The organism is Vibrio sp. 10N.261.46.A3 (genome assembly GCF_041472995.1).
Taxonomy (GTDB): Bacteria; Pseudomonadota; Gammaproteobacteria; order Enterobacterales; family Vibrionaceae; genus Vibrio; species Vibrio coralliirubri.
Window position 1 is genome coordinate 1 of the sequence record NZ_JBFRRH010000150.1, and the last position, 21,438, is coordinate 21,438.

A 21,438-nucleotide genomic window follows, 5' to 3' on the forward strand; every position below is an offset into this window, starting at 1 on the left:
AAGCCAGTTTTATCCCAGTACAGCACTTTGATTTTGTCACGCTGTTTATTGGTGAACAGGAACAGTGCGCCGCTTCCCAAGGATAAATCGGTGTCACTTTCGATAATCGCCGCGAGGCCATTGATGGACTTTCTAAAATCGACACTCTCACGATACAGATAAATCTCTGGTGCGCTGAGCATATGTTTCATGACAAGGCTCCAATGAGTTCTGCCAGGTAGGCAGCGGGCGTGCCTTGAGGAATGCTCAACTCCACATCATTGATGAGAAGTGTCATGTTAGCGGTGGCTATTTGAGCTTGATATTTCGTTGTCTTTTCGACGACCTCTGCCCGTACAAAGCCTTGAGAGATATTCGCTTTTTTAAGTTGCTGGCGCTTAGCATAAAACGTTGAGGGGTTGAGTTCATTGAGCTTACAAAATGCAAGCGTTGACAATGAACTCGATTCAGACTGCTCGATGAGCGTTTGCCATTCTTGATTAGTGTGTCGTTTTCCCATTTCAAATCTCCTCATGGTCGGAGACTTGATCTTATTCTTCGCGCTAGGCGATTAGAATGCGGGTTTTATGGAGCGCTTACGCTCCTTGATATAATCTAATGATTTTGTTAGTTCGCACAATCAACTAAGTCACTACCACCGCTTGACCACGTGCCACATTGCTTACTATGTGTGCCATTCTGGTAATAGGTAGAGATAGTGTAAGTGTCATCGGAATCATGAGTCGATATAATTTGCTCTCCATTATCAGTGTACTCATTCATTACGCGAGACCAAGAAGAAGCGCCGTACCCCTCATTGTTATCAAAAGTTGTCGTTATATAGTCAAGAGCATCCAGCTCAGAGCCATCAAGCGTTTCGATATCATCACTAAGTCCAATTAGATGCTCCATACCAGATGAAGCCCCATTGTAAAAACCGTGAGTGGATTGTGTGTATGGCGCGTCAGTGCCAGTGTGGTAAACTTTGGTAAGAAGTGATTGAGCGATATTATTAGTCACCCTATCTAGTTGCTTACAGCTATCCCAATCTGAACTAAGCATGATACTCGCTGTATTCGATACACCATAAACCACCGCTCCGCGTTGTAGGTATGTCTCACTAATGCCACAACTGTGCTCTGGATTATCAGTAGACCAATTGTTTGTTGCATGAAGGCTGACCATTTCTTCATATTCGATGTCATCAGTAAAGCGTGTTGCTTGAGATTGCTTGCTGTAAAGGGCCTGCTTTACGCTAAGGTCACTCGACATAGCATCGATAGTTTCCAACCAGTTGCCCATCTTGGCTTGTACGAACTCACGACGATACCAGTTGTCATCGTATTCGTCATTCCCTTCGCGTTTCATTCCAAGGAAGTACTCAACAAAAACATAGTTAGCGTCTGGATAAGCTTCTTCAAGCTCTAAGGTTTCAGCATAAGACGCTTGTAGTCCCGGAACTAAATCTTGTGCAAGTTGATGTAAGTCGGTATCACCGCTTTCTACGTAGTCACTGTAGAGTTCATCAACGGTTACGTTATAGCGCTGAGCAACTCGAATTTCTTGCTGCTCTAATCGTGTAGTGATGTCGTCACGTAAATGCTTTTGCGCAACGATGGTATCACATGACAAAGCGGTTCCAGTGCTAGCGAGCTCCTTTTCAACGGAGTCCCAAACGATGGAGGTGAGTGGTGTTAAGTTAAGCAAATCTTCATCGGTGCTCATTGCAAAACTAGGAGGGGACACCATGGTGTACGCTTCTGTAATCGGCGTGTCAGGATAATCTGAATCAATTGCACCAACAGGAACATGAGTAACCGTAGGTACGTATTGTGAGCACTCAGAAAGGGTGTCGTTCACCTCTAGATTGAAGTCTCCATTTTCACCCGTTATTGTACTTGGTTCGCCTTCATCAAGCTTGCCACTAAAGTTTAAATCTAGAAAAACAGTTGCCCCAGAGATGTAACCGTCAATGACCTTGCCGGTCAGAGTTGTAGAAGCGTTTCCACCGTCAGAGCTAGAGCCTCCACTCCCGCCACAAGCGGCGAGGGAAGTGGCGAGGGAAGTGGCCAAAAGTGTTTTAACGTGTTTATTCATTATATGTCCTTCTTTTTAAGCAGAGTTATTTTCGCAAAAATATAAAACGGCAACATTGCTCTGAGTGGTTTTTTTATAAGGTGTGGTACGTTTGATTTTAATTCGGATGAGATTTAGAAGGTGTAAACAAAGGCGCCAGCCGTTGACGTCACTTCAATTTCTTTCACGTTATCGACGGTGCAGTTGTCGCTGTAACCCGTGTAGGTTTCACCGAACTTCAATGAAACGTTTCTAGAGAGCTCTGAGGCAGTACCAGCAGGAATACGACAATTACCTCTATTAATCACAACGTCGGTGATGACGGTGTTATCGGTAATCGCTTGTAGGTCAAAGACTAAGCTTCCCCAATGAGAGTTGGTGGAGATCGAGACTTCTATATCCGCAACGGCTTCAGGAGATTCTTCCTGCTCAGTGCATCCAGTGGCTCCTATAAACAGGGCCATCGTGACTGTGTATCGAACAGACTGGTTGAGTCGACGTTTTATTTTTGTCATGGGTTTACTCTCCTCATTGGTGAGTGAAATTCTGGATAGCCTGTCCCTTCGTGAGTCTGCATGAACTGTTCAACATTGAAGTCGACGGGATAGGTAAATGAAAATGTCGATACACTGGCCTCATCGATGAGTGGTAAGGCAACGGTGTGTATTGGATGTTGGTCGGATAACCGAAAGAGCAGCAAGAGCGCGTCGCACTGAACCGAGAGCCCCAGTGGTTCAATGAGCGTTTGCTCCTGCTGCAAAGCTTGGCTAGAGACCTTTAGCATTCGGTTGTTAAGTAATGCTTCATGGACTGACCCTAAGACTTGCTGCTGCTTGTTACTCCAGCTTCTCGTATTAGGTAGGTTGAGGTGTACTTTGCTTAGCCAAAGTCGTTCTTTTGAAATGGCTGAAGCCTTACCCGGTAAGGGGTTGTCTCTCTCCAAGGGCCGACCCTGTCCATAATTCAGTGCATCAGGAATAAGCGGCTGTAAGTACTTGTCGGTCAGTTGCCAATAGAGCATTTCTTGCTCGTTTAACTTCAGTAATTGCTCGGATGTTTTTCGGTAAAGATGAGGCATGCTCACCGAATTACATTCAACGTTAAACACTTCAACGATCACTTCATCAAGGTAGCGTTTGATACTGCGTGTGGTGCGGTGGATATCGATTAGGGCTAACTGCTGCTGCAACTCCCTAACGGTGATCCATCGATGTTGAGGAATAAGCATCAGCGTGTGCAGCAAAGCAGATAACCCTTCAATGCTGGTTTTATTGCTCATGACTACTCTCTCAATACATAGCGCTCCACACCGGAGTCGGACATTTAATGTTGGGAGGATAGGGGTGGGTTCGACACATAATGTCCAACGGTTAAAACGTCATCAATCGACTTAACGAAAGCGTGAGTCGATTAACATTATCGATGGTTGTTTTTATCTCTCAGCTCTGAGATGGCTACCAATAACCCAATCAGCAGCACCACGAGAAAGCCTAAAGTCGTTAGGGTTCCTATGGCACCAAAGAAAGGGGAAAGAGAAAGTAACGTGATGAGGGCAGAGATAAGTTTGATGGTTTGTAGAAGAAGGGAAGTCATGAGTTATTGCGGAGTAAGAGTAATATCGTTGAATGCCTCCATCTCAACGTATGCGAGAAAATTACTCTCCCACAATTTATACAGCTCGATAGCCTCACGGTTATCTTTCATTGAAAACCAGCCGTGGTAGCTGGCAAAACATTGACTAGCGCGAAAGTCAAAATCCAAATTCCGCTCAAGCTCAGGGTAGTAGTTCCCCATATAAGCAAAGTCTGTGATGTACTCAACACACCATTCTCCTGTTGAAGACTGGCAAATAGACATTTCGACAGGGTGAAAGCCACCAGCATCAGCACTGTAACTTTTATCACGAAAGTTAAAGACCACATGACGGCTGGTGGAGAGCGTTTCATTGTTAAGCAAATGAGCTGAGTAGCGCGCATTAAGCAATGCATACAGCTTCTTAGAGACAGGTAGGGGTAATGACGTAAAGGCTAATTGGGACATCGACAGTCCTCCTTGTTTGGGGATAAATCAGAAAGTAGGTAGGGGTTTAGTTAAACGAGCTGACCAACGAGAGTTGCACGCTATCAAAGACGTTTCGGGTTAGGTGGCGAGTTAATGCATTCATCCAAGCGGTGAGCACCTCTTGCACTTCTGGATGAGATAAATCCGTTGTTCCTGTATCTGGTTGATAGAACCAACGATTAGTAAGGTGAAAGTACAGCTCCGGCTCTACTGAGGTACTGTTGTCATTAGGGTAAGAAAAGCTCGCAAAGAACACGATGACCCAAGGCTCTGAGCGTGACTCTCGTTTGAGCTGTATCTCTATAGGGTGCAATCCTTGACGATGGCGGTAGTAACTCATTTGACGACAGTTCAGTACCAGTCTTTCAGCATGCATAGGAACGGTATGATCTGCTAGAAGATTTTCTAGTGACGAGAGTAGTGCATCATTGATACTGATATCACCATAGTGTTGTTCAATCATAACCAGCCTCGCTCAGCAAATGAGGTGCAGGTTTCGCCTGTTACGATATGGTCCAATACGCGCACATCCACCAGCGCTAAAGCGTCTTTGAGTCTTTCGGTGATACGTCTATCCGCTTGTGAGGGTGTAGAGTCACCGGAAGGATGGTTGTGAGCCATAATCACTGCTGCTGCATTCACTTCCAACACCGCTTTTACTACTTCTCTTGGGTAGACACTGGCGGCATCGACGGTGCCATGAAAGAGCTCTTTAAACTCAATCAGTCGGTTTTGGTTATCCAGTAGCAGTAAAGCAAACACTTCACGTTCATAGCTGCCGAGTTTGCAGCGTACATACTCTTTGGTCGCACCAGGGCTAATTAAGGCATCGCCACGCACGTAGCGTGTGGCGAGTATCTCAGCGGCATGCTCTAGGATTTCATTCTCTTGATAGCGCTGTTGTTTTTTGTAATCAGAATTTTGGGTGTTCATTTCAGACTCCTGTCGGATTCAATGATGGTTATTCACATTGATGACATATGCCTGAAAATTTTTGGGTTTAGGGTGCGAAGCGATGGAAGATCATAAGGAAAGATGTGTTATTGAGGGGGTGTATGGTTTGTTAGCTTTAGAGGTAGGTTAGAGAGGAGCTTTTGATGGCGTTAGAATTAGGGCAGGATAGAATCGCTTAGTGATCACAGTTATTGGGGCGTTACACTAAATAATTTGCTCCAATAAGTTTGCTTCAGCATATTCGTTCCAACTGCGGTCTAACCGATTTTGCTATACTGCAACTTGTCTAAAACAGGCGTACCAGCAGTTTGGACACCTTACTAAGTGACTTTCCGGTAGCACTAGAAGCAACCTACCACAATTACATAGAATTCTAGTCTTGCAATAAGAGGCGGCCCATATATGCCCCTATTGTATGTATCTTCAATAGAATCTACATTGTAGTGATTGAGCAAATCTGGCCATTACTTTGCAGCTAATTTACGTGGTGAAGAAAATGCCATCCAATTCAGTGGATGATGTCACCAAAGCAACTATAGGACTACTCATGCTTAGCAACGTGATCAGACAGTGATATTGAATTCGCTTTATCGCGAATTCAATATCGAGCGAAAAAGTGTTTAGACTTCAAGCAACCAGCGGTTTTCTTTAAAGAAATGGCATTGGCTGCTTGATATTGGCGAGTGTCGCACTTCGCAGTTGAATTCGGGTATGAGTAGTTTGTTATTGGTGTGGTTGATGTAATAGGCAAATAATCTAGAAATAAAGATACCGAAAATTAGCAATAATAATTCATCTGATGTATATAGATGGTTATGTTATCAATACGTGAAAAAGTGAATATAATGAGCTTAAAAACAAAATTTATCATAATCAATCTAATAACTATGTCCTTACTCACACTTTTACTTAGTAGTGTGTTTTTTGTTGGTTTTAGCTCCTATCAAAAAGATGTTATTGCAGATTACCGTAATGAGCTGATGTCTGATAAAAAAGAGCAGCTTAAATCCGTGATTAGTACGGCTTACTCAGCAATAGGAAGCCTCGGTTTAAGTGGTGATAAGAATTTATTACAACAGTCTATTGCAAGTTTGCGATTTGAGCTAGATAGTCCGGAGAGTTATTTTTATATACATAATTCTAACGGTGAGGTGCTAGCTCATGGTTTTAATCCTGAATTGGTTGGAACCTCTCAGTGGGATCTAAGAAATCCTAAAGGTCAATATATTGTCAGAGATATCATAAGAAATGCAATGTCTGGTGATGGTTTTACTTTTTTTGAGGGACGAAAGCCCGAAAAAGAGGGTTACTTTCCCAAAATGACATTTAGTTACTACTCACCAGATCTTGAGTATGTGTTGACTACAGGTTTTTATATTGATGATATTGATGAGAAGGTTAGTGTTGCGCAATCTGAAGCTGATGAGTATTTTAGCTCAATTCTTACTAACTTTGTTTTGATAGTGGTAGTCTCTTCTGTCGCCTTTTATATTTTGAATGGATGGCTTATCTCAAGGGCGCTCGAGCCGTTATTTTCAATGAAAAGGTATTTTGAATTGTTAAACGCTGGCGATGGTGATTTAACTACAAGGCTTAGTAAAAAATCTAATGATGAAGTTGGGGAGTTGGTTGTTCTTTTTAATATTTTCATTGATAAGCTTCATGGAATAATTGGTAAAGGTATAGAGATATCCCAAGAGTTATCTTTGAGTATTAATAAATCTGATGTTGTGCTAAGGGATGGGAGAAATAATTCTTTAAATGAGCAAGCGTCTATTGAGCAGATAGCTACGGCTTCCACTGAGTTATCTTCAACAGCAAAAGATGTAGCAACTCATGCTCAGCAAGCCGAGAGAGCCGCTATAGAAGCTAATGAGGTTGTGCAGTCTGGACGTGATGCGCTTGAAAGTGCGATAGAAATAACAGAGAAAATTTCGATATCGATATTGGACACTCAAGAGGTTGTTAATTTATTAAGAGATTACTCTGAGCAAATTAGTAGTGTTGTTGATGTTATTGACAATATCTCTGAACAAACTAATTTATTAGCCCTTAATGCAGCAATCGAAGCTGCAAGAGCTGGTGAGCAGGGGCGGGGTTTTGCTGTGGTTGCTGATGAAGTTAGAGCTTTAGCTGGGAAAACGCAAAAATCAACAGTAGATATTCAGAACATTATTGAACAACTTCAAGAGCAATCTAAGCAAGCGGATGAATCTATGGAGCGTAATGTCGAGTTGATGAACTTGACTCGTTCAACCTCTGATGATTTGGCTAAATCGTTTCATTCTATATCAGATAAAGTATCGGGCATTTCTGAAGTCAATGCGATTGTAGCTACTGCCTCAGAGGAGCAAAGTGCGGTTACAAATGATATTTCTAAGCAGCTTGAACACATGAGTTTCCTTGTGCATAAAAACTTAGAAGGTATTGAAGAGTCAGTGTCATCAAATCTATCTTCAGTCAAAATTACACAAGATTTAAACTCAGAGTTGAGCTTTTTCAAGGTGGATAAATCATGATTCAAAACAAATGTGCCTTTTGCTCTCGTAGCGCTGTTCTGTGATCACCAAGCGATTCTGTCGTAGATAATTGCGAACAAAAAAATGATTCTACCTATAGAGAGGCGAATAGATCGCCTCTCTTTTTTTATTCGTTTATCGCGATCTCACCTAAGGGCACATAACGTGCTTTGTTGTCCTCTCTGTAAAAGTTTTGCTTTTTTATTTGCCATCCGTAACGAATGTATTTGGTATCGGTTAGGTAATAGCCTTCCCCCATGGCAAAGCGCTCACGGTGTTCAACGCTTTTCTCAGGGTTATTAAGAAAAGCCGTTTCAGTGTGATTAAGGCATGCTTTGCGCAGCTCTGGAAATAGGTTTCGAGAGTGTTTCGACCAAGCGAGAATGATGGTCTTTAGCGTTTTGGTGTGAAACTCACCCGCATATGGTTCACTGATTTCAGCGTCATAGTCCGTGAGTGTGGCAACAATCACGCCCTTTGCCCATTGTGGTACTTCTAAGGTTTCTTGAAACGCCTCCTCCGCTTGCTGGTGTTTACGCCACGCTCTTTCCCGCTCCTGTTGTTTGGCTTCTTCTTTTGCAGCTTCTTCGGCTTTGGCTTGCTCCTCGACCTGTTTAACCTGCATACGCCCTAGGTCTACGAATGAGTGGTCCAACTCATAAGTGTTAATGAGTTCGATTAACTGCTGGTGGTGTTTGTCATAAAGCCAAGGTTTATCGACATCCCCTTTATGCTGGCGGTAATAACGAGCCATGCTTAAGCAATGCTCAGCAAAGCCTTGGTCATTACCACCACACCCTAAATCTAAGCGACATTCGTGCTGATATTCATTGTCAAAGGTCACGGTTACTTTTGTCTTATCGTACCCGCCTAATGGATTGCGTTTAGCAACCTCCAGAGCTTTCTTTTCGAATTCATTAAAGTCATAGAGTGTCTCTTCAGTGAACTCGCGAGATTCAGACCATTGGATAAGTACCGTGATCGGTTTAATTTTTTTTGCCTCTGATGTGAGTAAAGAATCCTGTTGGTATTTGGATGAGCTGTTTGGTTGTGTTGTTTGCATGAGTGTTTCCTTTTTACGAATAAAATAAAAAAGACCACCTTGATAACAAGGTGGCCTCTAGAGTGGTGGGTGAACGTGTTTGTGAATCGTTAAGCTGGTGGGTTGTGTTTAACGTATTAGATAGAATGCTTCTTTACAGCGTGATAGGGCGGCTCTGAGCCATTTATCCAGCACTTGCCTTGGTAGCCATTGATGAGCTGCTGAAAGAGCCACATCTCAAAAGCAGACTTGGGTTTTATTGAGACATCAAAGCCATCGTCATCAAATCGTTGCCGTTCTTTCCAAGTTGCCTCTAAATCACTTAGCTGCGTTTTTATCTCACCTAGTTGGGTTTGTTTGGATTTGTCTGATGGCGTTTTAAGCCATAGCTCTAGAGTGTGGCAATACGGCATCACTCCATAGTTTTTAGCATGATTCAGTGTGTTACGTAATGCTCGTATCCAACCTTCTGCTTTGGTGTCACGACCATTGAGTTTGACATCTCCTGATTCAGCGGCTGCTGACCAGTCACAACCGTATTTCACGAGTAGTTGGTTGAATGTGTTTACACCACAGAACTGCCAGCTACGTGCTCGTTTGTTTGTCTCCGTGTCAAAGAGATTGCTAGAGCCAATGAGCATGTGGAGCATGAGTAGGTCATCTTCACGTAGCCTAAGTCTGTAACGTTCATACAGGGCTTGTTTGAGTTCGTTGGTACTTCGGGTGTCTGTGTGGTTGAGGCGTTCTCTAAAGAAGGTACAGGCTTGCTGAATAACGTCTTCTTTTGGTACACGCTGTGCCAGCTGTTCATAGACAATGTCATAGGACATAAGGAGGGCTCCTGTGAAAGAGTAAGGTAGTAAAATTATGGTGATAGCTAGAAGCTAGGGATCGGTAGTGTGGTGGTGTTATCAACAACTCTCAGGCATTAGCGGCTACGCAGCTCGATTGGGTTGTAGGCTCCCTTGGCTAAGTTAGCGATAAATTTGGATTCCCATAGTGTGTATAGCTTGTGGGTGTTGGGTGCAGTCATACTCTTTAGGCCGGAGTATCGAGTGAAGACCGTGGCATGAGTGAAATCGAACTCAATGTCTCGCTCAAGTGTCGGGTAAGGGTATCCATTGAAGCTAAAATCTGTGATGCAAAGGATTGAATAGAGGTTGTTAACGCCTTTCGCCAGTGCGATCTCAATAGGGTGGTAGCCTCCATGTTCAGCGGAGTAGTGCTTGTTACTGAAATGGATGGTGTGATGAGCATCTACGAGTCCTGTGTGTTTGTTTAGAACGTTGTTTAATGTATCCAGAAGAGCCAGAGAGATAGGCAAAACTGTCTTGTTGAATGAAGTTGTCGGTAAGGGGGAGCTATGCATAATCGGCTCCTTTTTCGAGTAATGGGGTTATGCATAGTGATGAAATATATTTGAAAAGATTTGGATTCGAATGGATGGCAGGGGAGAAGGGCGTGATGCTGAATAGTGAGTCATTTAGGCTAAAACAAAAAGTTACATATGAAACCGGAGTGCTGAAAGTTTGGTTTTGCGCATTGTTGATTCTTCAATTCTCCCGTATTCTCCATGTTTCAAAATGGACATAGAACTAGCGAGAGTACAGCTCGGTGGTTGCTGAAATAGTCGCGATTAAAAAGGCAGCGACATAGTTAAAGTCAGCTTAGAAAAACACTTAGAGACTAGCCTTTAAATATAGGCTCTCATCGACTTCAAAGTCGGTGGCTTTTTGGCGTTTAAGAGTGAAGCTCTTGAAGCCTAGATACCAGAGCAAGAAGCTCAGGTTTAACTGAGTCCCTAAACACAATATGACGAACATGTGTCGACAGTTTTCACGATGTCGGTCAATAGTTGAAATGAATTGAGCAGAATATGAATAAGCAACAATTAGCGGCAAAAATCTGGGAATCAGCGAACCAGATGCGTTCAAAGATCGAAGCAAACGAATACAAAGACTACATCTTAGGTTTCATCTTTTATAAGTACCTCAGCGATCAACAGGTGCAGTTTGTCACCAAAGAAGGGATGACGTCTGATGAAGTCAAAGCGCTAACAGAAGAAGACGCTGAAACAGTCAAATACATTCAAGATAACCTTGGCTATTTTATTGCTTACGAAAATCTGTTTTCAACGTGGGTTGATCCAACGTCCGACTTTGATGAATCTAACGTACGTGATGCACTGTCTGCTTTTAGCCGTTTGATTTCTCCTACTTACAAGAAGTTGTTTGAAGGCATCTTTACTACTCTAGAAACAGGGTTGAGCAAACTCGGTGAAAGTGCGGGTAAGCGAACTAAAGCTATCAGCGACTTGCTACACTTAATCAAAAGTATCCCTATGAACGGTCAGCAAGGTTATGACGTTCTGGGTTACATCTACGAGTACCTGATTGAAAAATTTGCAGCTAATGCGGGTAAAAAAGCCGGGGAATTTTATACGCCTCATGAGGTCTCGGTTCTCATGTCGCACATCATTGCTCATGAACTCAAAAATAAAGAAACCATTGAGATTTATGATCCAACGTCCGGCTCTGGCTCACTCCTTATCAATATTGGTGAGGCTGTTGAAAAATACGCTAAAAACAAAGACAGCATTACCTATTATGCGCAAGAGTTAAAAGCGAATACCTATAACCTTACCCGTATGAATCTGATAATGCGTGGTATTAAAGCCAGCAACATTAAAACCCGTAATGGCGATACTCTAGAAGACGATTGGCCATACTTCGATGAGAATGACCCACAAGGTACTTACGATGCCTTATACGTGGACGCTGTTGTTTCTAACCCACCGTATTCACAACAATGGGACCCTAGCTATAAAGATAGCGATCCTCGTTATTCGCGTTTTGGTCTAGCCCCAAAAACTAAAGCCGATTTTGCCTTTCTATTGCACGACCTCTATCACCTAAAGCCCGATGGTATTATGACCATTGTACTACCTCATGGGGTGTTGTTCCGTGGTGGTGAAGAGGGGGAGATCCGCAAGCAGCTTATTGAGCAGAACCACATCGATGCCATTATTGGTTTACCGGGGAATATCTTCTTTGGTACGGGTATTCCAACCGTGATTTTAGTACTCAAGCAAAAGCGCCAGAATACCGATGTCTTGGTTGTTGATGCGTCTAAACACTTTATTAAAGAAGGCAAAAACAACAAGCTACAAGCGAGTGATATTAAGCGTATTGTTGATGTTGTTATCAATCGAGAGAGCATCGAGAAATTCTCACAAGTCGTGAGTAAAGAAACTTTGCGCAGCAATGGCTACAACTTAAACATACCACGCTATGTCGACTCTTCAGCGGCGGCTGAAAGCTGGGATTTACACGCCACCATGTTAGGCGGCATTCCTAACAGTGAAATTGATGAACTCAATGCATACTGGCTTGCTTTACCACAGCTACGTGGTGCCTTGTTTACGGCTAAATCTTCCGCGTACAGTGAGCTGGCGATTGCTAAAGATGCAGTCAATACAAGCATTAGTCGTCATCCACAGGTGGTTGAGTTTATCTCGGGTTACAAACAAGCTTTTGCTGGGTTTGATGATGACTTAAACACGACGCTAATTAAAGGCTGGGAAGGGGTTAAACGTAATCAACAAGAGGCTTCATTAAGTGTTGAACTCTTTAAGCGCTTAAGTCCTATTGCTTTGATCGACAAATACCAAGCCTATCAGTTCCTGAATAACCAATGGCAAATCATTAGCGCCGATTTAGAAATGATGCAAACCGAAGGTTTTGACGCAACGAAGCAAGTTGATCCAAATATCGTTATCAAAAAGGCAAACGGCAAAGATACGGAAGTACAAGACAAAGCGACTCCGTGGAAAGGGCACATTCTGCCTTTTGGCTTAGTGCAAAAAACTCACCTAAGCGACGACCTAGCAGCATTGGCTAAACAAGAGAATCGTTTGGCTGAAATCTCAAGCTCATTGGAAGAAATTTTAGAGTCCTTAAGTGAAGAGGATAAAGACCTAGATACCGTCAAAGAAAGCAAAGATGCCTTTGTCAATGCTGAAGTAGCTAAGGCAGCTAAGGCTTTCTTGAAAGAGCAGAAAGACGGTAACGTTAAGTTCACAGAAGACAGTCTTGTGCTTGAAGAAAGCTACAAGGTCAAGATTATCCGTGCTAACAAACTTATCAACGAAGAAAAAACACTGAAAAAAGCAGTGAAAGAGGCAGCAACTAAACTACACCTTAAAACCAAAACCACCATCGAGGGTTTAAGCGACGAGCAAGTGAACAATCTACTGCACCTAAAATGGATCGCGCCATTAAGTAACGAGCTCGCTGCAATGCCAAGCAGCTTGATTTCCCAGCTTACCAATAAGGTACAAGTCCTTGCGGATAAATACGCTGTAACCTATTCGCAAGTCGCGAGTGACATCAAAACCACCGAAGATGAACTGGCGGAAATGATGGACGAACTTACAGGTAATGAATTTGATATGCAGGGCTTAGCCGAACTGACTAGCTTATTGAAGGGCGAATAAGATGAGTATGGAAAAGAAGGTGCCTGAAATTCGTTTTAAAGGGTTTAGTGGGGAGTGGAAAGAGAAACCCTTTGGAACATGTTTTGCTAACATACCAAACAATACCCTTTCTCGAGCTGAGCTAAACTACCGAGTTGGATTGGCAAAAAACATTCACTATGGAGACGTATTAATTAAATTTGGTGAAACTTTAGATGCAGATAGTGAACTAATACCGTTTATTACAAATAATGAAGTTGTTAATAAGCTGAAACATACCGCTTTGCAGAGTGGTGACATAGTGATAGCTGATGCTGCCGAAGATAATACTGTTGGTAAGTGTACAGAATTACTCAATGTAGGTGAGCTGTTGGTTTTTTCTGGATTGCACACTATTGCAGTTAGGCCAACCCTGCCTTTTGCTTCTAAGTATCTTGGTTACTACTTAAACTCAGCTTCATACCATGACCAGCTTTCATCATTGATGCAAGGAACAAAAGTACTATCAATATCAAAGACCGCAATACAGAACACTCTTGTAGTATTTCCAAAGAACGCTGAAGAGCAAACAGCCATCGGTAACTACTTCCAAAAGCTCGATAGCCTAATAAAACAACACCAACAAAAGCATGACAAGCTTAGTCACATCAAAAAATCGATGCTGGAAAAAATGTTTCCCAAGCAAGACGAAACCGTTCCAGAAATCCGCTTTAAAGGGTTTACTGGGGAGTGGTTGAGTAGCTCTATTGGTGAAATCTGTGGTGCAACTTTTGGTGGTGGTACTCCATCGACTAACGATAAAAACTTCTGGCAAGGCGAAATACCTTGGATTCAATCCTCTGACATCAAAGACGGTGTTATTTGTTCTGTTACTGCAAAGAAGTACATCACTAAAGCAGCAGTAAACAAATCTGCGACTAAGTTGGTCTCCGGCAACTCCATCGCAATCGTTACGCGAGTTGGTGTAGGAAAGTTATCTTTGATGCGAGGCGAGTATGCAACAAGCCAAGATTTTTTGTCACTAAGCGACTTGAAGATTAATTCACAATATGCTGTTTACGTTATTTGGAAACAATTAAAAATTGAAAAGGAACAAGTTCAAGGAACTTCGATAAAAGGAATAACAAAGGATGAGTTGTTAGGAAAATTTATAAGCTACCCAGAATCGGAAGAAGAGCAAACCCAAATCGGCAACTACTTTCAAAAACTCGATAGCTTAATCAATCAACACCAACAACAGATCACTAAACTCACTATTATCAAGCAGGCTTGTTTGAGTAAAATGTTTGTTTAAGGAATGACAATGACCGTTTTTAAAACCGAAGCAAAATTTGAGCAGGCTTTTATTGAGATTCTCACCCAAAAAGGGTGGGAGTCGGAAATACTCAAAAACAAAACTGAGTCTGAGTTACTGCAAAACTGGGCAAACATTTTGTTTGAAAACAATCGCCAACAAGATCGCTTAAACGATGTGCCGCTGACTGTAACTGAAATGCAGCAGATTATTGAGCAGATCAAAGAGCTGAAAACTCCGCTCAAACTCAACGGTTTAATTAATGGTAAAACGGTCGCGATTAAACGGGATAGCCCAGATGACTCGCTGCATTATGGCAAAGAAGTCAGTTTGAAAATTTATGACCGTCAAGAGATCGCTGCGGGTCAAAGTCGTTATCAAATTGTTCAGCAACCGAAGTTCGAACGAGGTAGCCCGTTACGTAACGATCGTCGTGGTGATGTACTGTTGCTAATAAACGGTATGCCCGTTATTCATATTGAGCTAAAGCGCAGCGGCATTCCGGTCAGTCAAGCGGTCAACCAAATTGAAAAGTACTCTAAAGAAGGCATTTTTAGCGGACTCTTTTCGCTTATCCAAGTCTTTGTTGCGATGGAGCCAGAAGAGACTAAATACTTTGCTAACCCCGGACTAGATGGCAAATTTAACCCTGATTATCAATTTCATTGGGGCAATTATAATAACGAGCCTAAAAATCATTGGAAGGATATTGCATCTGACCTTCTTTCCATCCCAATGGCACATCAGTTGGTCGGTTTTTATACCGTCGCTGATGATACCGATGGGGTCCTTAAAGTCATGCGCAGCTATCAGTATTACGCTGCGAATGCGATATCGGATCGAGTAGCTAAAACCAACTGGAAGCAGTTAGGCGGTGTAAACAATAAAGATAGGCTGGGTGGTTATGTATGGCATACCACTGGCTCTGGTAAAACCATGACCAGCTTTAAGTCAGCGCAGTTGATTGCTCAATCAAAAGACGCCGATAAAGTAATTTTCTTAATGGACCGCATCGAGCTTGGTACTCAGTCTCTACTTGAATATCAAGGATTTGCTAGTGATGGAGAAGTAGTACAAGCCACCGAGAATACTCATGTACTGGTGACCAAACTAAAAAGCACCGCGCCTGCTGATACCTTAATCGTTAGTTCGATTCAAAAAATGAGCAATATTTTTGAAGAGGCGGATGATGAGGGCGTCACAACAAATTCAGCTGATATTGAAAGAATCCGAGCTAAGCGCTTGGTGTTTATTATCGATGAGGCCCACCGCTCAACGATGAGTGGTGGGAAAGAAAATAAAGAAGGTATGTTGGTAACGGTGAAAAAAACGTTCCCTAAAGCCCTCTTTTTTGGTTTTACTGGCACGCCCATTCATGAAGAAAACCAAATCAAGAGTAATACAACGATGGATGTCTTTGGGGGCGAGTTGCATCGCTATAGTATCGCCGATGGTATCCGTGATGGAAACGTGTTGGGGTTTGACCCTTACAAAGTGTCTACCTTTAAGGATGGCGAACTAAGACAAGAGATTGCCTTACAACAAGCCAAGGCCGACTCGGTTACGGATGTGATGGCAGAGCCTGCCAAAAAGAAAAAGTTTAATCACTTTATGAATGATGTGCCGATGGCTGGTTATAAAGATGCCACAGGCAAATATCATAAAGGCATTGAAGACTATATTCCTAAAAGCCAATACTTAACGAAGGCTCATCAAGACAAAGTCGTCGCTGACATTTTGGATAAATGGGATGTGCTGAGCCAAGGCAATAAATTTCACGCCATTTTAGCGACGAATAGTATCGCTGAGGCGATTGATTATTATCGCCGTTTAAAAGCCGAGAAACCTGAGCTAAAAATATCGGCCCTATTTGACCCTAACATTGAGAACGATGGTAGTGGTGACCGTGGCCCGACGTTTAAAGGTGATGGTCTACAAGAGGTTATGGCCGATTATAACGCTCGCTATGGCCTAGAGTTTGATTTTGGTCGGCATTCGGCTTTTAAAAAAGATATCGCAGCGCGCCTTGCTCATAAAGAGCAGTACAAGAATATTCACAAAGAGCCTTCAAAGCAGCTGGACCTACTGATCGTGGTTGATCAAATGCTGACTGGCTTTGATTCCAAGTGGTTGAATACTTTGTACTTAGATAAAGTGATTAAGTATCAGAATATCATTCAGGCTTTCTCGCGTACTAATCGTTTGTTTGGTCCCGACAAACCTCACGGCATTGTTCGTTATTATCGCTACCCACATACCATGGAGCAGCACATTAATGATGCTGTCAAACTCTATTCTGGCGACAAACCTATTGGACTGTTTGTTGATAGGTTGGCAAGTAATATTGAGCTTATGAATAGGGTGTCAGCGGATATCTCTGAGCTGTTTGCTAGTTCTGGTATTGAAAATTTTGAAACGCTGCCAGACGATGTAGAGCTCTGTGCCAAGTTTACCGAATTATTTAATACCTTTAACAAGCACCTAGAAGCTGCCAAAGTACAAGGCCTGAATTGGGAGCAGTCTACCTATACTGACTCATTAGAAGGCGAGATCGGTGTTGAACGCGAGGTCACTCTGGCTGTCGATGAACTCACTTACATGAGTTTAGTTCAGCGTTATAAAGAGCTTGCTGGCAAAGGGGACGGCAATGGTGAAGGTTCAGGTGGTGATGTCCCTTTTGATATCAGTGGTTATCTAACAGAAATAGACACGGGTAAAATCGATGCCGACTACATGAATAGTCGCTTTGATAAATATCTAAAAGAGCTTAATCAGCACCAAGACTCTACTAGCGTTGAAAGTACACTCAATGAGTTACACAAGTCATTTGCGTCACTGAGCCAAAGTGAGCAAAAGTATGCCAAGCTCTTTTTGCACGATTTGCAGCGTGGGGATGCACAGTTAATTGAAGGCCATACTTTTAGAGACTATATCAACGACTATCAAAATCAGAAGGAGCAGTTGCGAATAGCCGCTATTGTTGAGGCTCTTGGTTTAGATAAGGATTTGCTTCTTCAGTTGATGGGTGGTGATGTGAATGAGCAGAGCATTAACCGTTTTGGTCGCTTTGATACGCTGAAATCAACGGTCGATAGAACTAAGGCAAAAGTCTACTTTGAACGCCTCGAAGGAGCGACGATCCCCCCGTTCAAACTGAACATGCGCATTGATAAGTACCTTCAAGAGTTTATCTTTGGGCAAGCGGAAGATTTTCTGGAAGATAGTCGGATAGATACTCACGAAGAGAGTCAAAATATTTCCCCTAAGCCACTTGTTTTTGGTGATATTAAGCTCTATCGAGCAGACCAAGTTCTAGAGCTTAAAAACGCTGTTGAGTTGGGTTCAGTTACCTTTAAAACAGATACCTTGTATGAAGACAATCCCGCTTCGTTATTATCAACAGGCTGCTACAGTGAGCTAAAGCAACTTGGGGGGGTGTCTTCTCATGTTTTAGATACGACGCTTACTGCACTTTTAGAACTCGAACAGGTGACAAAAGATCTTGATCTTCCCCTTTATCAAGAAGGTCAGAGTGGTATTGTTTGGGCTCTCAAAGAGGTAAGAGAGGGGAGCGTCGTTGATGAGTTTATTGCTATTGCTGTTCAATATGCTGGAGATGAAAGCTATAAGCCATTTATCGAAAATGTTATTTACGATGGTGCAAAAAGTGTTCTGTTTGCCAGCTTTGTTGTATTGCCAAAAATGGCATTCAGCAAACTAAAATCTAAGCATGAAGAACAAAAAGAGCGTAATGCTGAAAAGTCTGCCATTGAAACTTCGCCAAACGTCATTGATTTTAAAATGAATAAGAAGCTAGCAGAAAAATGGGGAAATACAGCACACTAATGAGTAGGTTAAATGACCTCCATTTACGTTTGCGAGTGTAGTTAGTATAGAAACGAATTGAGCAAAAAATATGACAGTAAAAGTTTCACATATCACGCATATTGATAATTTAGGGAGTATCTTAGAGCAAGAATGTCTCTGGTCTGATGATAAGCGTATTGAACTAGGGTTAGTGAATCAGAATATAGGTTATAGCCATATTAAACAGCGCCGTCTTGTACGCCCTGTAAATGTGGCTGCTGGCGGAGCTATCGGCCAGTATGTGCCTTTCAACTTCTGTCCTCGTTCTGTCATGCTGTTTGTTATCTATAAGGGGCACCTTGATTTTCAAGGTGGTCAAGACCGAGTGCTACACTTAATCAGTGATACAGATACTATTCGTTTGAGCAATCAGCACTGTTTCTTCACCGACATCCATGCAGACTTGGATTATGCTGAACAGATTGATGATTTTGATCGGATAGGTGAGCTAGATATTCAGCGGATTATTAATGAGAAGTACTGGCAAGATTTTAAAGAAGAAAAACAAGCTGAGTTTTTAGCTTTTGAATCAGTGCAATGGACCACAATTCACCAAATTGGTGTTAAGACGGAAGCTATTGCTGATGAAGTTAATGCTTTGCTTCAGGCTACACAGCACAAGCCAGAGGTTGTTATTCGACCTGAATGGTATTACTAGAGGTTACTATGATCATTTATCAGACAGGTAATATTTTGCATGATCAGGCTGACGCTATCATCAACACCGTAAATACGGTAGGCGTGATGGGGAAAGGCTTGGCTCTACAATTTAAAAAAGCATTTCCTGATAACTTTAAAGCTTATAAGAAAGCATGTGATGATAAATCTCTCGTAATCGGGCAAGTATTATCCGTACCTCTAAACTCAATCAGTGCACCATTTTATGTGATTAATTTTCCAACAAAAGCACATTGGAAAGGCCACTCTAAGCTTGATTTTATAGAGCAAGGTTTAAATAGCTTGAAAGCGGAGGTAAAGCGCTTAGAACTTAAATCGGTCGCTATCCCAGCATTAGGTAGTGGTTTGGGAGGATTACCTTGGCAACAAGTCGAGTTGCTCATTAAAGAACATTTAGCTGATATGCCTGATGTTGAATGGCGGATCTACCCACCACAAGCAGCACCTAAAGCAGAAGCTATGCTAAATAAAACTAAACGACCGGCTATGACAACGGGCCGAGCGGCTGTGCTTGGCTTGATAGAGCGCTATGTGTCAACGGGATTTGGTTATCGTTTATCTTTACTTGAAGTACAGAAGCTCGTGTACTTTCTAACAGCGGTTGGTGAGCCATTAAACAAGGTTGTCTTTCAAAAGCATCACTATGGTCCTTATGCTGATGTACTTCGTCACGTGCTCGATAAAATGGAAGGCCATTTTATTTCAGGTTATGCCGATGGTCTAAATAAGCCTGAAACACCGATTGAGCTTAAAGGCGATGCTGTAACTGAGGCTCTTAATTACCTTGAGCAGCATACAGAGACTAAACAGCGCTTTGATAAGGTTGCCAAGCTAATAGAAGGGTTTGAGTCTCAAAATGGTATGGAGCTACTATCAACTGTTCATTGGGTAGCAACTCAGGAATATGGTGATAAAGTTCTAACGAGTGAAGATGTGATTAATGGTGTTCATGGATGGAGTGCGAGAAAAGCAAATATGAAATCAGCTCATATTTTGGCTGCTTGGAATCGATTGCGTGAACAAGGGTGGTTGGACAGTAAAGCGCCAACGTTGTGATGTGAAAACCTATGCTCTCTTTTGTATTTCGATGAGCAACTTATTATGCGGGTTATGTTCTTAGTTAATGAAAAAGCCCTTTCAGCCATATCGGTTGGAAGGGTTTCATTTTTTTTAGCGATAGATAATGCAGCAAGGAGTTGGCGGCGTCATCCAAAATATTTTAGATATATGTCATTACCGTGAACATCAATATTCAGGTAAGGCATGACATGAATAAAATTAAGTTAATAAAATTAGAAGCTGTGATTGAAATGACGACTTTGAGTCGCTCTGCTATCTACAGGGGCATAAGAGAATGTCGGTTCCCAAAGCAAGTACGTTTGAGCCGTCGCTCAGTTGCTTGGGTTGAAAGTGATATTCAGAACTGGATAAAAGCACAAGTCGCGGAAAGGCAGAGCATATAGATTTGAGAGGGGCAGGCTAAGGCCCTCTTTTTTATTTTGAGGATATAGGATGTCACGGCTTTAGGTTTGCCGAATACTTTAGTTTGTAACTGGAAACTTTGCAGGTGCGGACAAAAAGCAACCGATTGGAATTCTAGATAGAGAACTAAGTTTTCTTTTCTATCAATGAGTTAGCTTTTTTGGTTAGTGTAGGTAAAAGTGTGGTTTTTAAACATGCGTTACTTTAAATTGTTGTTTTTAATGTGATTGCATACTAATGCATCAGGAGTATGTTTTTGATCGGCTTTCACAGTTAACTTCTTTCGTTTATTTCTATTGCGGCTTAGGATACGTGAAAGCGTTTCGTGCGAAAAGCGGCTGATGCGAAAAGATGCGAATCCAAATGATATGACAGTAAATAAAGGGAAGCTGATGATGCAGATGACTCAAGACCTTAGTGAACAGCTCGGACATTTACTCGCTAAACACAAACACGTGTTAGTGACGGCTGAGTCTTGCACTGGCGGAGGTGTCGCGAGTGCAGTCACCGATATTGCGGGCAGCTCTGGGTGGTTTGATCGCGCTTTTGTTACGTACAGCAATGAAGCCAAGCAAGAGATGATAGGTGTACAGCTCAAAACCTTAATGGAGTTCGGCGCTGTGAGTGAGCCTGTCGTAATAGAAATGGCGAGCGGGGCATTGCAACATTCAAACGGGACTATCTCTGTATCGATCAGTGGCATTGCCGGGCCAGGTGGCGCGACCGAAGATAAGCCTGTTGGTACAGTATGCTTCGCGTGGAAAGCGCTAAATGGCTGGGATAAAGTAGAAACGCATGTATTTACAGGCGACAGATCACAAGTACGCCAACAAGCCACGTACCATGCCCTGCAAGTTATTTATGATTACCTATCAATGGAAGGTAAGTAACATTTGTACAAATTATTTTCATACAGGTATAGACACTGTATGAATCAACAGTATAATGAAAGCCAATTAGTCACCCCTATGTGGGTTAGAAATAGATTCTAGATCGCTTGTTGAGACAACCG

At 42.3% G+C, this 21,438-nt stretch carries 20 protein-coding genes and 1 pseudogene; 9 read left to right on the plus strand and 12 right to left on the minus strand.

Annotated elements, in window-relative coordinates; all coding sequences use genetic code 11:
• The 9 genes from tnpB to radC all read right to left on the minus strand — a co-directional run.
• Positions 1 to 191: IS66 family insertion sequence element accessory protein TnpB (tnpB, locus tag AB4484_RS25120; protein ID WP_372080878.1), on the minus strand; the 191-nt coding region annotated here is incomplete at its 3' end.
• Positions 188 to 499, minus strand: a complete 312-nt coding sequence (tnpA, locus tag AB4484_RS25125; RefSeq protein WP_372080879.1) for an IS66 family insertion sequence element accessory protein TnpA — start codon at positions 497 to 499, stop codon at positions 188 to 190. The genes tnpA and tnpB, both read right to left, overlap by 4 nt.
• A 107-nt stretch (positions 500 to 606) precedes the next feature.
• Positions 607 to 2,076, minus strand: a complete 1,470-nt coding sequence (locus tag AB4484_RS25130; RefSeq protein WP_372080880.1) for a hypothetical protein — start codon at positions 2,074 to 2,076, stop codon at positions 607 to 609.
• 113 nt (positions 2,077 to 2,189) lie between these two features.
• Entirely contained in the window at positions 2,190 to 2,570 is a 381-nt protein-coding gene (locus tag AB4484_RS25135; RefSeq protein WP_215406903.1) for a hypothetical protein, read from the minus strand.
• Positions 2,567 to 3,334, minus strand: a complete 768-nt coding sequence (locus AB4484_RS25140; protein WP_372080881.1) for a transcriptional regulator — start codon at positions 3,332 to 3,334, stop codon at positions 2,567 to 2,569. Before AB4484_RS25140 ends, AB4484_RS25135 begins: the two co-directional genes overlap by 4 nt.
• A gap of 137 nt (positions 3,335 to 3,471) precedes the next feature.
• Positions 3,472 to 3,648: a hypothetical protein gene (locus tag AB4484_RS25145; RefSeq protein ID WP_004735711.1), complete on the minus strand. Its 177-nt coding sequence runs from the start codon at positions 3,646 to 3,648 to the stop codon at positions 3,472 to 3,474.
• A gap of 3 nt (positions 3,649 to 3,651) precedes the next feature.
• The gene (locus tag AB4484_RS25150) at positions 3,652 to 4,095 is read right to left on the minus strand and encodes a DUF2787 domain-containing protein (RefSeq protein ID WP_372080882.1); all 444 of its coding nucleotides are present in this window, start codon (positions 4,093 to 4,095) and stop codon (positions 3,652 to 3,654) included.
• A gap of 46 nt (positions 4,096 to 4,141) precedes the next feature.
• The gene (locus AB4484_RS25155; RefSeq protein WP_372080883.1) at positions 4,142 to 4,579 is read right to left on the minus strand and encodes a DUF2787 domain-containing protein; all 438 of its coding nucleotides are present in this window, start codon (positions 4,577 to 4,579) and stop codon (positions 4,142 to 4,144) included.
• Positions 4,576 to 5,049, minus strand: a complete 474-nt coding sequence (gene radC, locus AB4484_RS25160) for a DNA repair protein RadC (RefSeq protein WP_372080884.1) — start codon at positions 5,047 to 5,049, stop codon at positions 4,576 to 4,578. Before radC ends, AB4484_RS25155 begins: the two co-directional genes overlap by 4 nt.
• A 584-nt stretch (positions 5,050 to 5,633) precedes the next feature.
• Here radC and AB4484_RS25165 point away from each other — a divergent pair.
• Both AB4484_RS25165 and AB4484_RS25170 read left to right on the plus strand, forming a co-directional pair.
• Positions 5,634 to 5,744 (plus strand): annotated as a pseudogene (locus AB4484_RS25165) (IS30 family transposase); the annotation flags it as partial.
• Positions 5,745 to 5,915: 171 nt separating this feature from the next.
• Complete coding sequence (locus tag AB4484_RS25170; RefSeq protein WP_372080885.1) at positions 5,916 to 7,589, plus strand: methyl-accepting chemotaxis protein; 1,674 nt, start codon at positions 5,916 to 5,918, stop codon at positions 7,587 to 7,589.
• 127 nt (positions 7,590 to 7,716) lie between these two features.
• Here AB4484_RS25170 and AB4484_RS25175 read toward each other — a convergent pair whose 3' ends face one another.
• The 3 genes from AB4484_RS25175 to AB4484_RS25185 all read right to left on the minus strand — a co-directional run bounded on the left by AB4484_RS25175 (position 7,717) and on the right by AB4484_RS25185 (position 10,000).
• Positions 7,717 to 8,652, minus strand: a complete 936-nt coding sequence (locus AB4484_RS25175; protein WP_372080886.1) for an LPD25 domain-containing protein — start codon at positions 8,650 to 8,652, stop codon at positions 7,717 to 7,719.
• A 116-nt stretch (positions 8,653 to 8,768) separates the two neighbouring features.
• A complete protein-coding gene (locus AB4484_RS25180; RefSeq protein ID WP_372080887.1) occupies positions 8,769 to 9,461 on the minus strand; it encodes a hypothetical protein in 693 nt (230 codons plus the stop codon).
• Between the two features lie 98 nt (positions 9,462 to 9,559).
• Positions 9,560 to 10,000 (minus strand): DUF2787 family protein, encoded by a 441-nt coding sequence (locus tag AB4484_RS25185; RefSeq protein WP_372080888.1) that lies wholly within the window; start codon positions 9,998 to 10,000, stop codon positions 9,560 to 9,562.
• A 507-nt stretch (positions 10,001 to 10,507) separates the two neighbouring features.
• Between AB4484_RS25185 and AB4484_RS25190 the strand changes: the two genes are divergently transcribed.
• From AB4484_RS25190 to pncC, 7 genes are all read left to right on the plus strand, one after another.
• Positions 10,508 to 13,126: a type I restriction-modification system subunit M gene (locus AB4484_RS25190; RefSeq protein ID WP_372080889.1), complete on the plus strand. Its 2,619-nt coding sequence runs from the start codon at positions 10,508 to 10,510 to the stop codon at positions 13,124 to 13,126.
• A gap of 1 nt (position 13,127) precedes the next feature.
• On the plus strand, positions 13,128 to 14,399 hold the full coding sequence (locus AB4484_RS25195) for a restriction endonuclease subunit S (RefSeq protein ID WP_372080890.1): 1,272 nt from the start codon (positions 13,128 to 13,130) through the stop codon (positions 14,397 to 14,399).
• Between the two features lie 9 nt (positions 14,400 to 14,408).
• Positions 14,409 to 18,245, plus strand: coding sequence for a type I restriction endonuclease subunit R, EcoR124 family (locus tag AB4484_RS25200; protein WP_372080891.1), 3,837 nt, complete (start codon positions 14,409 to 14,411; stop codon positions 18,243 to 18,245).
• Between the two features lie 70 nt (positions 18,246 to 18,315).
• Complete coding sequence (locus tag AB4484_RS25205; RefSeq protein ID WP_372080892.1) at positions 18,316 to 18,924, plus strand: DUF4433 domain-containing protein; 609 nt, start codon at positions 18,316 to 18,318, stop codon at positions 18,922 to 18,924.
• Between the two features lie 8 nt (positions 18,925 to 18,932).
• Positions 18,933 to 20,000 (plus strand): macro domain-containing protein, encoded by a 1,068-nt coding sequence (locus AB4484_RS25210; RefSeq protein WP_372080893.1) that lies wholly within the window; start codon positions 18,933 to 18,935, stop codon positions 19,998 to 20,000.
• A 212-nt stretch (positions 20,001 to 20,212) separates the two neighbouring features.
• Positions 20,213 to 20,407 (plus strand): AlpA family transcriptional regulator, encoded by a 195-nt coding sequence (locus AB4484_RS25215; protein ID WP_046209189.1) that lies wholly within the window; start codon positions 20,213 to 20,215, stop codon positions 20,405 to 20,407.
• A gap of 414 nt (positions 20,408 to 20,821) precedes the next feature.
• The gene (pncC, locus tag AB4484_RS25220; RefSeq protein ID WP_372080895.1) at positions 20,822 to 21,316 is read left to right on the plus strand and encodes a nicotinamide-nucleotide amidase; all 495 of its coding nucleotides are present in this window, start codon (positions 20,822 to 20,824) and stop codon (positions 21,314 to 21,316) included.
• Positions 21,317 to 21,438: the final 122 nt, after the last annotated feature.

Coding starts and splice junctions, on each gene's coding strand:
- tnpA (WP_372080879.1), bottom strand. CDS start 499: ATGGGAAAACGACACACTAATCAAGAATGGCAAACGCTCATCGAGCAG.
- AB4484_RS25130 (WP_372080880.1), bottom strand. CDS start 2,076: ATGAATAAACACGTTAAAACACTTTTGGCCACTTCCCTCGCCACTTCC.
- AB4484_RS25135 (WP_215406903.1), bottom strand. CDS start 2,570: ATGACAAAAATAAAACGTCGACTCAACCAGTCTGTTCGATACACAGTC.
- AB4484_RS25140 (WP_372080881.1), bottom strand. CDS start 3,334: ATGAGCAATAAAACCAGCATTGAAGGGTTATCTGCTTTGCTGCACACG.
- AB4484_RS25145 (WP_004735711.1), bottom strand. CDS start 3,648: ATGACTTCCCTTCTTCTACAAACCATCAAACTTATCTCTGCCCTCATC.
- AB4484_RS25150 (WP_372080882.1), bottom strand. CDS start 4,095: ATGTCCCAATTAGCCTTTACGTCATTACCCCTACCTGTCTCTAAGAAG.
- AB4484_RS25155 (WP_372080883.1), bottom strand. CDS start 4,579: ATGATTGAACAACACTATGGTGATATCAGTATCAATGATGCACTACTC.
- radC (WP_372080884.1), bottom strand. CDS start 5,049: ATGAACACCCAAAATTCTGATTACAAAAAACAACAGCGCTATCAAGAG.
- AB4484_RS25170 (WP_372080885.1), top strand. CDS start 5,916: ATGAGCTTAAAAACAAAATTTATCATAATCAATCTAATAACTATGTCC.
- AB4484_RS25175 (WP_372080886.1), bottom strand. CDS start 8,652: ATGCAAACAACACAACCAAACAGCTCATCCAAATACCAACAGGATTCT.
- AB4484_RS25180 (WP_372080887.1), bottom strand. CDS start 9,461: ATGTCCTATGACATTGTCTATGAACAGCTGGCACAGCGTGTACCAAAA.
- AB4484_RS25185 (WP_372080888.1), bottom strand. CDS start 10,000: ATGCATAGCTCCCCCTTACCGACAACTTCATTCAACAAGACAGTTTTG.
- AB4484_RS25190 (WP_372080889.1), top strand. CDS start 10,508: ATGAATAAGCAACAATTAGCGGCAAAAATCTGGGAATCAGCGAACCAG.
- AB4484_RS25195 (WP_372080890.1), top strand. CDS start 13,128: ATGAGTATGGAAAAGAAGGTGCCTGAAATTCGTTTTAAAGGGTTTAGT.
- AB4484_RS25200 (WP_372080891.1), top strand. CDS start 14,409: ATGACCGTTTTTAAAACCGAAGCAAAATTTGAGCAGGCTTTTATTGAG.
- AB4484_RS25205 (WP_372080892.1), top strand. CDS start 18,316: ATGACAGTAAAAGTTTCACATATCACGCATATTGATAATTTAGGGAGT.
- AB4484_RS25210 (WP_372080893.1), top strand. CDS start 18,933: ATGATCATTTATCAGACAGGTAATATTTTGCATGATCAGGCTGACGCT.
- AB4484_RS25215 (WP_046209189.1), top strand. CDS start 20,213: ATGAATAAAATTAAGTTAATAAAATTAGAAGCTGTGATTGAAATGACG.
- pncC (WP_372080895.1), top strand. CDS start 20,822: ATGCAGATGACTCAAGACCTTAGTGAACAGCTCGGACATTTACTCGCT.